The following is a 14,904-nucleotide window of genomic DNA, read 5'->3' as shown; positions in this document are numbered from 1 at the left end:
ATGCCGAACAAGACGCCAATCCTCCTGATCGCAACGCTCGTGGCTCTTTCCTCGACGGCAGCGCAAGCGCAGTTCGTTCCGCCGAGCACGGTTCCGATGCCCGTGTTCCGGCCGGATACGGCCACGATCGCCACAGGGTATCAGGCGGTACCGGCCCCTTCGGCCGGCGATATCACAGGCGCGATCCTGCGGCCGACGAGCCCGGCAGAAACCTCCGGCACGGCCAGCGCCGCGCTGAAGCGCGGGCTTGACGCAATCGGTCGTGATGTGACCGTCTCCCGATCGGTCAGAGACAGCATGCCGGCGGGCAGCCTCGACCGACAGATCCTCACCTGGGCGATCGCTCTGTCCGGCGCCAAGGGGGTTCCTTCGCGCGAAATCGCGATGGCCGCCAACGAGCTTCAGGGTTGGCCCGGTCTCGACGCGCTGCGCGGCCATTCCGAGCGCGCTCTTCACGAGGAAAATCCGCATCCCGACCAGGTCATCGCCGCGTTTGCCAGCAGCGATCCGACAACGCCCGAAGGTGTGATCGTTCTTGCCCGCGCGCTGAAGCAAAAGGGCGATACCGCCCGCGCAAAGTCCCTCGTATCCCGGGCGTGGCACACCGACACGATGAACACCAATCAGGAAAATCTCTTCCTGCGGGAGTTCGACAGCATCCTCACGGTGGCCGACCACAAGCGCCGCATGGACATGCTGCTCTATCGTGATCGCGTCTCCCAGGCCGAGCGTTTCGCCGCCAAGGGCGAGGCCAGCTCGCTGTTCCGCGCACGGGCTGCCATTGCCCAGCGCGCGCCGAACGCCGGTGCGCTGCTCAACGCCGTCGACGGATCTTGGCACAGAGATCCGAGCTATCTTCATGCGCGCATCCGCTATCTGCGCCAGCAGGACAAGTACACCGAAGCGGCCGAGCTGCTGCTCACCGCGCCGCGCGACAAAGCCGCCATCATCGAGCCCGATGCATGGTGGAACGAGCAGCGCATCGTTGCTCGTGGTGTCATGGATGCAGGCAATCCGAGTCTCGCCTATCTCATCGTCAGCAATCATCTCGCCGAAGGCTCGGTCGATCGCGTCGATGCCGAATTTCATGCGGGCTGGTATGCGCTGCGGGCGTTGAACAATCCATCGGCCGCCCATACGCATTTCCAGCGCATCCGCGAAATCTCCAACCGTCCTCTCTCCACATCGCGCGCCTATTACTGGCTCGGACGCACGGCGGAAGCAGGCGGACCGGGCAATTCGCGTGAGTATTACGCCGCCGCCGCCCAGCATCAGACCACGTTCTACGGCCAGCTCGCCGCCGCAAAGATCGGGCGCAACGCGCTGAGCGTCGCCTACCCCTCGCCGAGCCAGGCCGAACGCGACCGCTTCGCCAGCCGACAGGCTGCAACGGCCATCCGTCGTCTCCAGAATGCAGGACATGAAAGCCGCGCCAACCTTCTCTACCGCGCGCTGGCCGACCAGATCGACACGCCCGGCGAATTGGCGCTTCTGGCCCACATGGCTGAATCACGCGGCGATCACACGACTGCTCTGCGCGTCGGCAAAGCGGCGTTCTATCGCGGCGTCGATGTTGCGGCCCTCGCCTTCCCGATCGGCGTGATTCCGCCGAGCGCGAACATCTCCAGCTCTGGCAAGGCGCTGGCTTATTCGATCGCTCGCCAGGAAAGCGAGTTCAACAAGGCCGCCGTTTCTCCTGCGGATGCGCGCGGCTTGCTGCAGCTTCTGCCCGGCACGGCCAAGGGTGTCGCCGCGCGCCATGGGCTATCCTATGCGCCGGCGCGTCTCACGGAAGATGCCGGTTACAACGCGACGCTCGGCGCCCATTATCTCGGCGAGCAGATTTCCGATTTCGGCGGCTCCTACATCCTCACGTTCATCGGCTACAATGCCGGACCGAGCCGCGTGCCGCAGTGGATCGCGCGCTACGGCGACCCGCGTGGAAAATCCATCGAGGAAGTCGTCGACTGGATCGAGCGGATCCCCTTCCCGGAGACGCGCAATTACGTGCAGCGCGTCATGGAGAACTACCAGGTCTACAAGACGCGGCTCGGTGCGCAGAGCGACATCGTCCATGATCTGCGTTTCGGGCGCACGTGAGTCTTAAGATCGGTAGCGACGCAAAGACGGCGGCCGCTGCAGACGGCTTCATATCCGTCGCGTTCACCGCGCCGGATGGATTGCGCCTTCATGCACGCGATTACAGCGGGCCGGCCAAAGCCGCGCGCCTGCCGATCGTCTGCCTCCCGGGACTCACCCGCAACGCCCGCGACTTTCATCCGTTCGCGCAGCTGTTCAGCGGGGGGTCGACCGCGCCGGCGATCGAGCCGCGCCGCGTGATCTGCCTCGACTATCGCGGGCGCGGCGGCTCGGACCGTGACCGGAACGCCGATAATTATTCTCTGACCGTCGAGACCGACGATGTCCTGGCCGCTCTGGCGGCGCTCGACGTGCCACGGGCCATCTTCTTCGGCACGTCACGCGGTGCGCTGATCATCCACCTGCTGGCTGCGACGCGGCCCACGATGATTGCGGCCGCCATTCTCAACGACGCCGGACCGGTGATCGAAGGCGCCGGGCTTGCGCAGATCCGCGGCTACCTGACCCGCCTCCCCCAGCCGAAAGACTGGGCGCAGGCGGTGGAGATTCTCAAGCAGGCCCATGGAAAAGCTTTTCCGGCGCTCGAGGCGCGCGACTGGCAGGATATGGCCGAGGCCATTTATGTCGAACGTAAAGGCAAGATCGTCTCCGATTTCGACCAGGCAATCGTGAAGCAGCTCAGTGCGATCGATTTCAACACGCAGCTTCCGACGCTGTGGCCTCAATTCGATGCGCTGGCGCACGTGCCGGTCATGGCGATCCGCGGCGAGAACTCTCAGCTTCTGTCACAGGCGACCGTGGCGGAGATGGCAAAGCGGCATCCGGGTATGGAAGCCCTGGTCGTTGCCGGGCAAGGCCATGCACCGTTGCCCCATAGCGCGGGTATTCCCACAACAATCGCGAAGTTCATCGAGCGCGCTGCGCTTTAGGTTATCGCGCCGATTCCATCTTTCTTGAGATTCAGCTGAACCAAAGCGTCATGGTCACGATCAGTGCCGCGATGACCAGTGCTGGCCAGAACCACTTTCTCAACGACACTCTCCACCCACCAAACTGCAATCAAAAAACGAAAAGGCCCGGCATTTCTGCCGGGCCTTTCCATCAAACCGGTAAGAACCGATTAGAACGTGCGCTGGAAGCGGATCGTGCCGCCGATGTCGTCAACGTCAACAACCGAGTCGAAGTTGTCTACGTAGAAGACTTCAGTCGTTACGTCGAAGCCGCGAGCAACGTTGAAGACCAGGTTGCCGACTGCGCCGAAGGTTTCTTCTTCGTCATATGACAGCTGGGTGTTGAAGGTGATGCGCTCGGTGACCGGAGCGGACAGACCACCCCAAACAGCCCAGTCGCCACCCCAGTTTGCGAAGCGGTTGCCAGCTTCGTTCGTGGAGTAACCACCCATTACGAAGGCCGAGAAGCCGCCGAACGAACCGTCGAGGCGAGCCTTGACAGCGCCTTCGTCGATGTTCTCGTCGTAACCGCCGACAACCGAAAGCTCGAATGCGCCGGCTGCGTACTTAGCACCAGCAACGACGTCCGGGATGTAGCCGAGGCCAGCGGAGATGTCGTCTTCGATCGAAGCCATGACCGAGAAGCCGTTGCCGGCGTCATAGGTGTAGCTGATCAGCTGAGCGTCGAACGGGCCGAAACCAACGATACCGTCGTTGATGACCGAGCCAGCGTAACCCGTCCACTGCGTGAACATGGATTCGCTCTTGCCCATGGTCAGACCACCGAGCGAGATCGTTGCGAAGGGCAGACGAGCTTCAGCATCGGCGCCGAGTTCGCTGTTGAAAGCGTCAGCCGGATCGAAGTAGTCGCTGTTGTCGATCTGCATCTGCATTTCGGTGTAGGTCGTCAGCGGGCCCCACTCTGTGTCCGTTGCCGAACGGAGGTAGAGGTAAGCGCGCGAGCGCTTTGCCCAGCCTTCTTCGCCCGAAACCGGGTTCGTGAAGCCGTTTGCGCCGTAGCCGTAGTCGAGGCGGATACGACCGCCTACGGAAAGGCAAGTCTCGGTGCCGGGGATGTAGAAGTAACCAGTGCCGAAAGCGTCGCAAACGCGGACGTATTCGAGGGGCTCAGGCTCAGCTGCGATGATTGCGTCTGCGGCCTGGGCGCCAGAAACTGCGAACAGAGCCGCAGCGGAGCCGAGAAGAAGGCTCTTAATGTTCATTTTCTGACCTCCAGTCAAAAGTTTCAAACGGGTCTGGGTATTTTGCTGAAGGACAGCATTCCCTGCCCCATCCCCAACAAGAGAAGTTGGACTTGCTGTCCGCGCTTCCGAGATTGAAAATACGCGGCAGCGCTTTTGAAGCAATCTGCATTTCCGCTTTTGGGCATGAATGTGGCCCCTATGGAATGGCCTTGTTGCACAAAAGCCACGATTTCGCCGCGGGCCCATCGACCCCTTAAAAGATGATTAATGAAAAACGGGAAATTGGAACGGTCTGCAACCGCGTGAGGCGCTGGTAACGGCACCGAAGTCCAAGAATCGCGGGGCATTGCGCCCCACGATTCGTAAGCGAGTCGATTATTCGACGGTGACCGACTTGGCGAGATTGCGCGGCTGGTCGACATCCGTGCCCATGAATACGGCAGTGTGATAGGCGAGCAGCTGGATCGGTGCGGAGTAGACGATCGGCGCGGCGATCTCCGGAACCTTCGGCACGATGAGCGTCGCCATCGTCTCCATGTCTGCCGCGGCCGCTCCCTCGGCGTCGGTGATCAGAATGATACGTCCGCCCCGCGCCGCAACTTCCTGCATGTTGGAAACCGTCTTCGCGAACACTGCATCGTAGGGAGCGATGACGATGACGGGCATCGTCTCGTCGATCAGAGCGATGGGGCCGTGCTTCAGTTCGCCTGCCGCGTAGCCCTCGGCGTGGATGTAGGAGATTTCCTTGAGCTTGAGCGCACCTTCCATCGCCAGGGGGAAGGACGTGCCGCGGCCGAGATAGAGCACATGCTTATAATGGGACAGTTCCTGCGCCAGCTTCTCGATCTGAGGCTGTATGTCGTTCAACGCCTTGGTCATCAACCCGGGGATCTCGACCAGTGCCTTGCAGAGTTCGGCTTCGCGCGCCTCATCGATCGTGCCGCGTTGCCGGCCGGCGATGATGGAGAGCGAAGCAAGCACGGTCAGCTGTGCCGTGAACGCCTTGGTGGAGGCGACGCCGACCTCGATGCCGGCGAGCGTCGGAAAGATCGCGTTGGCTTCGCGGGCGATGGTCGATTCCTGCACATTGACCACGGCGCCGATCGGCAGCCCATTGTCCTTGCAGTAGCGCAGTGAGGCGAGCGTATCGGCCGTCTCGCCGGACTGCGAGATGAAGATAGCTGCGTCGCGAGGCCCGAGCGGCATCTCGCGGTAGCGAAATTCCGACGCAATATCGATCTCCACCGGAAGGCGGGCGTAGCGCTCGAACCAATATTTGCCGATCATGCCGGCATAAAATGCGGTGCCGCAGGCCGACATGGTCAGCCTGTCGATGGCGGAAAAATCGATTGCGCCATCGATCGGCTTGCTTTTCAGTTCCGCGAAATCGATGTAGCGGCTCATGGTCCGGCTGATCGCCTCGGGCTGCTCGTAGATTTCCTTTTCCATGAAATGACGGTGATTGCCGCGATCGACCGCGCTCGCCATGGCCTGCGAGCGGGTTTCAGACCGCGTCACGGGAGCGCCGTCGCGATCGTAGATTGTGGCGGATTCGGCAGTGACCACGGCCCAATCGCCATCTTCCAGATAGGTGATGCGGTCGGTGAATGGCGCGAGCGCAACGGAATCGGAGCCGAGGAACATCTCGCCATTGCCGTGACCGATGGCAAGCGGAGGGCCGTGACGTGCTGCCAGCAGCATGCCGCCCTCACCTTCGATCATGACGGCAATGGCATAAGCGCCTTCGAAGCGCTTCACGGCCTCGCGCATGGCGGATACGGAATCAGCACCCTCAGCGATCAGCGTCGAAATGAGCGCGGCGACCGTCTCGGTGTCGGTTTCGGAGCGGAAGGTGATGCCCTTTGCGCGCAACTCGTTGCGCAGGACTGCAAAATTTTCGATTATTCCGTTGTGCACGACGGCCACGCCGTTGACGAAATGCGGGTGGGCATTGTTTTCGGTCGGCGCGCCATGGGTCGCCCAGCGCGTGTGTCCGATGCCGATCGTGCCGCCGAGCGGATTGCCGGCCAGCACCTTCTCCAGATTGACGAGCTTGCCCTCGGCGCGGCGGCGATCGAGCTTGCCGTCTTCGAGCGTCGCGACGCCGGCTGAATCATATCCCCGATATTCGAGCCGCTTCAACGCATCGACCATGCGCGGCGCCACGCTCTCGGTGCCGATGATTCCAATGATGCCGCACATGCTCTCTGTCTCCGCTATCTCAATTGTCTTGGCGCGACCGGAGCCGGGCCATCACTTCCCGGCGGATCGCTCCGCCTTCACTGCTTCGTTGCGGGCACGGATATCGGCCGCCCGGCCCGGCTTTTCGGTCTGCCGCGCGCGCCCAAGGGCCAGCGCATCGGCCGATACGTCTTCGGTGATCACGCTGCCCGAAGCGATATAGGCGCCGTCTCCAATGTTAACCGGGGCGACGAGCGACGTGTTCGAGCCGACGAACACGCCGGCGCCGATCGACGTCAGGTGCTTGTTGATGCCGTCGTAATTGCAGGTGATCGTGCCGGCGCCGATGTTGGATTTCGCCCCGATCTCGGCATCGCCGATATAGGTCAGGTGGTTGATCTTGGCGCCCCTGCCGATCTTGGCCTTCTTCACTTCGCAGAAATTGCCGACCTTGGCCTTTTCCGAAAGGTCCGCACCCGGCCGCAACCGCGCGAATGGCCCGATTTCGCAATCGGCGGCGACCGTCGCGCCTTCCAGATGCGAAAATGCGCGTATGACGGTGCCTCCCCCAATCGTGACGCCAGGCCCGAAAACGACGTTCGGCTCCAGGAATGCATCGGGTTCGATCGCAGTATCATAAGCCAGGAACACCGTTTCAGGCGCCTGCATCGTCACGCCGGAAAGCATCAGATCGCGGCGCCGGCGGCGCTGCCAGGCGGCTTCGAGTTCGGCCAGTTCGACGCGGGTATTGGCGCCCATGAGGTCTTCGGCGGGCGCCTCGACGACATTGACGCGCGCGCCATCCGAGACGGCGATCGCGACGATGTCGGTCAGATAGTATTCGCCCTTGGCGTTGTTGTTGCCGATCCGATCGAGCCAGCCAAGTATCCGATTACCCGAAATCGCCATGACGCCGCCATTGCAGAGCGTGATCTGGCGCTCCTCGGGGCTCGCATCCTTGTGCTCACGAATGGCGGAGACCATCTCGCCCGTTACGATCAAGCGGCCGTAGCCGGTTGGATCCGCGGCATGGAAGCCGACGACAGCGATATCGGCGCCTGATGCTAGTGCGCCTCGGGCACGCTCGATCGTCTCGGTGGAGAGCAGAGGCGTATCGCCGAAGAGCACCAGCACATCGTCGAAGCCAAGCGCGATCGTGTCGCGGGCGGCAAGCACCGCGTGGCCCGTTCCGAGCCGCTCGGTTTGGAGATGCGTCGAGACATCGTGGGCGCCGAGTGCTGCCGACACCGCTTCGGCCCCCCGGCCGACCACGACCGCAAGGCGGTCGACACCGGCGCGGCTAGCTGCTTCGGCCACATGGCCAACCATTGGAAGACCGGCCACCTTATGGAGCACCTTCGGCAGGTCGGAACGCATGCGCGTGCCTTCACCTGCTGCCAAAACCACCGCCAAGCACGATCTGCCGCTCATCTTCGATCCCGTGTCCTGCCAGTCCGTGAAGGCCCGGCCGATTGTGTGCCTAGCGCGCCGATCTTGCGAAAGCGCAAAGACCAGCGCTCGGCCGCCATACTCCATGAAGCATGGCGAACTCCCGATTAACGGGCGGCTGCACTCTTTACAATTGTGGGAACTACGCTTCGCACTGCATCGATGATGCGATCTTGCGTCGCCTCATCGAGATAGGCATGCATCGGCAGGCTGAAAACCTCGGCGGAAAGCCGGTCGCAAACCGGCAGCGCACCGCCCGCCTTCGGGTAATGCTGATAAGCGGTCTGCACGTGCATCGGCTTCGGATAGTAGATCGCCGTGGGGATGCCCTTGGCCTTGAGAGCTTCCAGAATGCTGGAGCGATCCCGCCCAGGCGCCCTGATCGTGTACTGGGCCCAGACCGACCGCGTGCCTTCCATGACGACCGGCGTCACGACGACGTCGGAAAGCCCCTCGCTATAGCGCTTCGCGACCTTGTCGCGGGCTTCGATCTCGCCCGGGAAGAGCGCGAGCTTCTCGATCAGGATGGCGGCCTGGATGGAATCCAGCCGGCCATTCATGCCAATGCGGACATTGTCATAGCGCTCGCTGCCATAGCCGTGGTTGACCAGCGACCGGATGATCTTGGCCAGTTCGTCGTCACCGACGAAGATCGCGCCACCATCGCCGTAGCCGCCGAGCGGCTTGGCGGGGAAAAAGCTGGTCGTGGCGATGTGGCCGATCGAACCCGTCACGCGGCCCTTGTAGGTCGCGCCGAAGCCCTGTGCCGTGTCGCACATCATCCAGAGGCCGTTCTCCTCGGCGATCGGCTCGATCCGATCATAATCGGCCGCCTGACCGAACAGATCGACCGGAATGATGCCGACGGGGCGATGGCCGGCGGCCTTGGCATCGAGGATCGCCTGGCTCAGGCTCTCCGGATCCATGTTGTAGGTGTCTTCGAGGATATCGACGAAATAGGGCGTGGCGCCGAGCCAGGCGACGACTTCGCCGGTGGCCGCGAAGGTGAAGCTCGGGCAGAAGATCGCATCGCCGGGACGCACGTCCTTCGCCATCAAGCCAAGCGCGAGCGCATCGGTTCCGTTGGAGCAGGCGATCGCATGGGTTGCGCCGCAGAACTCAGCCAACTGCTTTTCCAATTCAGCGACTTCGGGGCCCATGATGTACTGGCCGTGATCGAGGACGCGCGCGATCGCCGCGTCGATCTTCGGGCGAATCACTGCCTGCTGGGCTGCGAGATCGATGAATGGAATGGATTGTTCCGACATGACTGGCCTTTCATGCAATTGGGGCGACCGGCATCGCAATACCGGAAACGCGCTAATGCTGTCCAATCGCGGACAGGCGATGATGTGCGGGGGAAACCCGGCGCGGAACGCAGCCGATCGTGTCGATGACTGCCACAGAATCACCTGTTCAACAACCCGCCGCCACGTCCGGGCCGTGCACGAGAGATTGGCGCAATTCATGGCGCGTGATCTTCGTGCCTGATCCTGGCCACTCGGCCAAACATCTGTGGGTTTCGCGCCACGAGGGGCGAACGAACAGGCATCGAGGTGCTAGGTATAGGCTTGGCTGACATCCGGGAGACCAAATGCGCGTCGACATCGACATGGGAGAGACAGGCGAGAACAAGCCGGCCTTGCTCGATCTCGAAGAGTTGCTCGCGACGCGTCTCCTCGTTCAGGGCAATTCCGGCTCGGGCAAATCGCATCTCCTGCGGCGGCTTCTTGAGCAGAGCGCGCCCTGGGTCCAGCAATGCATCATCGATCCCGAGGGCGACTTCGTCACGCTGGCCGACCGGTTCGGACATGTGGTGGTGGATGCGGCCCGCTCGGAACAGGAATTGCTGCGGATCGCCGCGCGCATCCGCCGGCACCGTGTCTCCTGCGTCCTCAATCTCGAGGGGCTTGAAGCCGACCAGCAGATGCGGTCGGCGGCGACGTTCCTGAACGGCCTGTTCGATGCCGAGCGCGATTATTGGTACCCGGTTCTCGTGGTCGTGGACGAGGCCCAGCTGTTCGCGCCGGCGGCGGCCGGCGATGTGGCTGAAGATGCGCGACGTGCCTCGCTCGGCGCCATGACCAATTTGATGTGCCGAGGCCGAAAGCGTGGCCTTGCCGGCGTGATCGCGACGCAGCGGCTCGCCAAGCTTGCCAAGAACGTCGCCGCCGAAGCGTCCAACTTCCTGATGGGCCGTACCTTTCTCGACATCGACATGGCGCGTGCTGCCGATCTGCTCGGCATGGACCGCCGTCAGGCCGAAATGTTTCGGGACCTCAAGCGCGGCAAATTCGTCGCGCTCGGCCCGGCATTGTCGCGGCGTCCGCTGCCGATAGCCATTGGAAAGGTAGAGACGGAAGCCCGCTCGACCAGTCCAAAGCTGACGCCCCTGCCCGATGCGCCAGCGCCGGAGGATGCACGCGACCTCATTTTCACGCCGGGACCTGCCGAGCCTGCCGTGATGACGCGCCGAACTGCGCCACCACCGCGACCCACCACCGACATACTGGCAGAACTTGCCAAGGCTGCCCCTGCGGGCGCGCAGGACGAAGAAGAAGAAGACGAGTCGACTGAAGCCGAGACGGAAACGGCGGCTTTCGAGCGCGACAGGATGATCGACGGGTTGCTGACGGCGATCGTCGCCGATCCGGACGCCGCGTTCCGGAGCGATGGCGAGCTTTACCAGGACTTTCTCGTCCGCGCGCGGATTGCCCGGCTGCCCGGGCCGGCCGTGACACTGGCCGTGTTCCGGCGGCGCTTTGCGCTCGCTCGCGTCGGAATCGATGCGGAGATGGCGGCGAGCGACGACTGGCGCCAAGTCGCCAATCTGGCGGAATCGTTGCCGGACGACGTTCAGGCCGTGTTCATTCTCGTGGCGAAGGCTGCGCTGACTGGCGCCGCGTGCCCATCGGATGCGACACTGGCACGGGCCTATGGCACCCATTCGACGCGCCGAGCCCGCAGGTTGCTCGACTATTTCGAAGAGCGCGGGCTGACGGTGGTGCGGACCGATTTCGCGGGCAAGAGGATCGTGGCGTTCCCGGATCTCGGATGCGAGACAGGCCCTGGCGCAGCGGACGGGCCGGAAGCAAATCCGGTGTCGCTTTCAGCCGCATAGGCCTCTGTAAAATGAAAAGGGCGGGCCGATACGGCCCGCCAAGGTGGTTTCCTCTCTGATGTCGCCTCAGAGCCGGATGATCGGACAGGATCAAATGTAAGGCGGGACGCCGTAGTAATCGTTGATGCGACGCGTGTTTTCACTGTCGCCCCAATCGAACTCCCGTTCGCGCGCATACCGCGGAGCACCTTCCAACTGGTCCTTGGAGAGATCGACGATATAGCTCCCCTGACGCTCATCGTAGGTCAGCTTTTCCCACGGCAGCGGATGGTATTCTTCGCCGATCCCAAGAAAGCCGCCAAACGACATGATCGCGTATTTCACCTTGCCGTCACGCTTGCCGATCACGAGGTCGTTGACGCTACCGAGATGCTCGCCCGCACTGTTGCGGACCTCGGTACCTTCGACGCGTGTGGCGCGGATGTTTTCAGAAGAAACGTTCATCGTTCTGCACTCCCATTGTTCGATGGAGGGGAAACGCGACGGGGAATCCGATGTTCCTGAATCGACGTTCACGCAAAATATCCCTGGTGGCTAACGCGTGAACGCGGCTTAAAGATGAGTTTTCTAGTAGACTATTATGGTGGGGTGCTGCTAAGCGGTCAAAATCCTCAGAATTGATCAGGCTCGAGACCCTCATGAACCGCGCAACGCTCACCCTTCTCCCCCTCGTCTGTGGCCTTCTAGCGGTGCCAGCACAGGCCCAGACGGCTTCGGAGCCGGCCCAAGGCCTGTCGGTTGAGTTGAATGCAACAGCCGAGACGGACAACGGCTGCATGATGACATTCGTCGTTGAAAGCGGCCTCGGCGGCGACATCTCGAAAGCCTCCTACCAGATGGTGTTCTTTAATGGCGAAGGCCTGGTCGAGCGCATGACGGTGCTCGACTTTCAGGACATTCCGGCTGGCCGCACGCGCGTTCGTCAATTCAACATCGGCGGGACGGACTGCTCTTCGCTGTCCCGCGTGCTCGTGAATGACGTGGCTACATGCGAGAGCGCTGATCTGCCCGAAGACGTCTGCATCGTCTCACTCGCGGCCTCGAGCCGATCCGATATCGAATTATCCAACTGACGCCGGAGGTCACCACGTGATCAACCAGATCATCGACATCATCGCCAATTTTCTCGAGCTCGGCGGCTGGGTCGTCGGCGTCCTGCTCATCCTTTCCGTGTTCGCGCTTGCGCTGATTCTGATGAAGTTCGTCCAGTTTGCCCGCGAACGCGTGGGGGCCCACGGACGGGCGCGAAAAGCTATCGAACTGTGGAGCCAGCGCGATTATCGCGGTGCGGAGGCGGCTGTCGCCGATGACCGTTCGCTCGTCTCCGAAACGATGGTCACGGCCATGCGGCTTTCCGTGCGTCGCGCGGTGTCAAAATCGGCGATCGAGGAAGAGGTCAGCCGCACCGCCGTCGACCGCTTGCATAAACTGCAACGTGGCTTCCGTGCCATGGATGCCATCGCGCAGATTTCGCCGCTGCTTGGCCTGTTCGGAACGGTTCTCGGCATGATCGAGGCGTTCCAGAGCCTTCAGGGCGCCGGAAATGCCGTCGATCCGTCCATCCTTGCCGGCGGCATCTGGGTCGCGCTTTTGACGACAGCCGTCGGCCTTGCCGTCGCGATGCCTGTCTCGCTGCTTCTGACCTGGTTTGAGTCCCGTGTCGAAAACGAACGCGTAGCGGTCGAGACACTGACCGGCGCCTTCCTGTCGTCGCGCGCACTCGGTGTGCGTGACGGACATGAGACGGAGCAGCACCGCGATTTCGCATCGACCGTGGACACGCGGAGCGCTGCCTACTGATGCGTGTCCAGGCCTCCGTCCGAAGAGCTAGGCGATTGTCACTCACGTCACTGATCGACGTGATCTTCCTTTTGCTGTTGTTTTTCATGCTGTCCTCGACGTTCACACGGTTCGCCGAAGTGGAACTGACGGGTGCGCAGGCCACGACAGGCTCATCCGGCACGCCGGACGTTCTGGTGCGCTTGGCCGACGATGGATGGAGCGTGAACGGCCTTTCCTTTGCTGATGCGGCTGGGGTCGCCGGAGAGGTTTCGCGGCTTGCCGACAATGGTGCGGAATCGGCGGTGCTCCTGGTGCGTGGCGAGGCGCAGTCCCAGGAACTGATCAGCGCTGTCGAAGCGATCCGCAGCGCCAGCGATATCCCCTTGAGCGTCGCGCAATGATGATGGCGATCGGAAAGAAGCAATGAAGCTGCCCGTCCCGAAAAAAAAGGCTGCGCCCGAGAACACGATCACGCTCATCAACGTGGTGTTCCTCATGCTCATCTTCTTCCTGGTCGCCGGCTCCCTGACGCCGCCGATCGATCGGGAAGTCTCGATGATCAGCACCAGCGAGGCCGAGCGGACGGCGCCGGCCGACACGCTCGCGATCCGCGCCGACGGCTCGCTCTGGTTCCGCGGTCAGCCGACGACGCTCGAGACCTGGGCTGCCGAACACGCCTCCGCCGGCTCGGAGACGGCTGAAGATCGACCCAAACTGCTCGTCGACCGCGCGCTGCCTGCTGCTGACCTGATCCAGATCGCCAGCGGCTTGCGCTCCCTCGGCGTCGAAACCGTCACGGTGATGACGGAGCGCGCTGCGCCATGAGCCGCACCCAGCCCTTGATCCATACGATGAACTATGACGCCGGGTCTCGCGGCGACGGCAGCCACTTCGAGACGATCGATTTCGTCCCGTCCAGCGAGAAGGCGACGTTGATCGAGGGGCTCGCCGATGCCCATGGGTCGCTGCCGTCGACATCGACGGCCGACACGGAAGCCATTGATCCAGCGGATATTCCCCTCGCTGCGCGCGCACGCCACAGTGCCGGCCTGACGCTTCAGACGATCGCCCTTCTCGCCTCCGTCGCGATCCATCTAGGGGCGACGGTGGCCTTCATGAACCGGACGCCGGATATCCAGATCGCAGGTGGCGGACCGATTTCTGTCTCGATGGTCGGCAACGCTTTCGAAGATGCGGAACTGATCGGGCAAGAAGCATCAGAGCCCGTGGAGACGACACCCGTCGAACCCGTGGAAACGACGCCCACCGAGCCTGTGGAGAGCGCGGAACAACCGGTTACACCGCAGCAAGCGCCTGTGGAAACATCCGAAGCAGAACTAGCGCCGACGCCGGAAGCACCTGTCGAAGAGATCGCTCCCTCGACCGATGGCATCGTCGTTGCCGAAGAGCCCGCCCCTGTCGAGCCCGAGCCATCGGAAATAGTGGAGCAAGACACGGCGCCCGTGGAGCCGGAGCCATTGGAAGCCGAAAACGCGCCGGAAGAGACGCCGGTCGAAAGTGCCGAGACGATCGAGCCGCTGCCGGATCCCATTCCGAACGCCCCGATCCCGACGCCCCGGCCCGCCTACACGCCGCCGCCACCTCCGCGGCAGGTGGCCGAGCAACCGCCGCGCCAAGCGCCACCTCCGCAGGGCAATCAGGGCCAACAGCAAGCGCAACAGCGTCAGGGCACCGCCAATGGTCAGGCGCAATCGGGAGCGGCGACGCAGGGGTCGCAGGCCAGTGCGCGGGAACAGGCGGCAGGAAATGCCGCCGTGTCGAACTATCCGGGCCAGGTGGTCACGCGATTGAGGCGAGCGCTGCGCTATCCGGCGGCCGCACGGCGGGATCGCCTGACCGGTGAGGTGCATGTGAGCTTCACCGTTGCGGCAGGAGGCGGCGTCAGCGGCATTTCCGTCGTGCGCAGTTCCGGCTCGCCGGTGCTCGACCAGGCTGCCATCGAAACCGTGCAGAGAGCTGCGCCCTTCCCGCAGATCCCGCAGGCCGCAGCCCGGTCCGCTTGGCCGTTCACGGTGCCGCTGGCATTCACGCGCTGAGCCGCCTATAGCTCGGCTGCTTTTTTATCCTGCTTGCCTTACCTCGGCATTTTTCTGGC

13 protein-coding genes are annotated in these 14,904 nt (G+C 62.9%); 8 read left to right on the top strand and 5 right to left on the bottom strand.

The window, feature by feature from the left end:
* Both GC125_RS09425 and GC125_RS09420 read left to right on the top strand, forming a co-directional pair.
* A complete protein-coding gene (locus tag GC125_RS09425) occupies positions 1-2,100 on the top strand; it encodes a lytic transglycosylase domain-containing protein (RefSeq protein WP_502706046.1) in 2,100 nt (699 codons plus the stop codon).
* Entirely contained in the window at positions 2,097-3,029 is a 933-nt protein-coding gene (locus tag GC125_RS09420) for an alpha/beta fold hydrolase (protein WP_502706045.1), read from the top strand. The genes GC125_RS09425 and GC125_RS09420 overlap by 4 nt, the downstream gene beginning before the upstream one ends.
* A 191-nt stretch (positions 3,030-3,220) precedes the next feature.
* Here the strand turns inward: GC125_RS09420 and GC125_RS09415 are convergent, their stop codons facing one another.
* The 4 genes from GC125_RS09415 to GC125_RS09400 form a co-directional block, all read right to left on the bottom strand.
* Positions 3,221-4,273: a porin gene (locus tag GC125_RS09415; RefSeq protein WP_151987744.1), complete on the bottom strand. Its 1,053-nt coding sequence runs from the start codon at positions 4,271-4,273 to the stop codon at positions 3,221-3,223.
* A gap of 357 nt (positions 4,274-4,630) precedes the next feature.
* A complete protein-coding gene (gene glmS, locus GC125_RS09410) occupies positions 4,631-6,457 on the bottom strand; it encodes a glutamine--fructose-6-phosphate transaminase (isomerizing) (RefSeq protein ID WP_151985440.1) in 1,827 nt (608 codons plus the stop codon).
* 51 nt (positions 6,458-6,508) lie between these two features.
* Entirely contained in the window at positions 6,509-7,867 is a 1,359-nt protein-coding gene (gene glmU, locus GC125_RS09405) for a bifunctional UDP-N-acetylglucosamine diphosphorylase/glucosamine-1-phosphate N-acetyltransferase GlmU (protein WP_151985439.1), read from the bottom strand.
* A gap of 125 nt (positions 7,868-7,992) precedes the next feature.
* Entirely contained in the window at positions 7,993-9,153 is a 1,161-nt protein-coding gene (locus GC125_RS09400; protein WP_151985438.1) for a DegT/DnrJ/EryC1/StrS family aminotransferase, read from the bottom strand.
* A 326-nt stretch (positions 9,154-9,479) separates the two neighbouring features.
* On the opposite strand from GC125_RS09400, the gene GC125_RS09395 reads away from it, so the two are divergent.
* A complete protein-coding gene (locus GC125_RS09395) occupies positions 9,480-11,006 on the top strand; it encodes a helicase HerA domain-containing protein (protein WP_151985437.1) in 1,527 nt (508 codons plus the stop codon).
* A gap of 90 nt (positions 11,007-11,096) precedes the next feature.
* Here GC125_RS09395 and GC125_RS09390 read toward each other — a convergent pair whose 3' ends face one another.
* Complete coding sequence (locus GC125_RS09390) at positions 11,097-11,450, bottom strand: PRC-barrel domain-containing protein (protein WP_151985436.1); 354 nt, start codon at positions 11,448-11,450, stop codon at positions 11,097-11,099.
* 194 nt (positions 11,451-11,644) lie between these two features.
* On the opposite strand from GC125_RS09390, the gene GC125_RS09385 reads away from it, so the two are divergent.
* The 5 genes from GC125_RS09385 to GC125_RS09365 are packed head-to-tail and all read left to right on the top strand — an operon-like array spanning position 11,645 to position 14,845.
* Positions 11,645-12,079 carry a hypothetical protein gene (locus tag GC125_RS09385; RefSeq protein WP_151985435.1) on the top strand — a complete coding sequence of 145 codons (435 nt, stop codon included), beginning with the start codon at positions 11,645-11,647 and terminating at the stop codon, positions 12,077-12,079.
* A 16-nt stretch (positions 12,080-12,095) separates the two neighbouring features.
* Positions 12,096-12,806 carry a MotA/TolQ/ExbB proton channel family protein gene (locus GC125_RS09380; RefSeq protein WP_151985434.1) on the top strand — a complete coding sequence of 237 codons (711 nt, stop codon included), beginning with the start codon at positions 12,096-12,098 and terminating at the stop codon, positions 12,804-12,806.
* 35 nt (positions 12,807-12,841) lie between these two features.
* Entirely contained in the window at positions 12,842-13,189 is a 348-nt protein-coding gene (locus GC125_RS09375) for a biopolymer transporter ExbD (protein WP_286165450.1), read from the top strand.
* Positions 13,190-13,211: 22 nt separating this feature from the next.
* Positions 13,212-13,613, top strand: a complete 402-nt coding sequence (locus GC125_RS09370; protein ID WP_199864534.1) for an ExbD/TolR family protein — start codon at positions 13,212-13,214, stop codon at positions 13,611-13,613.
* A complete protein-coding gene (locus GC125_RS09365; protein WP_286165449.1) occupies positions 13,610-14,845 on the top strand; it encodes an energy transducer TonB family protein in 1,236 nt (411 codons plus the stop codon). Before GC125_RS09370 ends, GC125_RS09365 begins: the two co-directional genes overlap by 4 nt.
* Positions 14,846-14,904 lie beyond the last annotated feature (59 nt).

Source organism: Rhizobium sp. EC-SD404, assembly GCF_902498825.1.
GTDB lineage: Bacteria > Pseudomonadota > Alphaproteobacteria > Rhizobiales > Rhizobiaceae > Georhizobium.
This window is presented reverse-complemented; position numbering and strand designations above follow the sequence as displayed.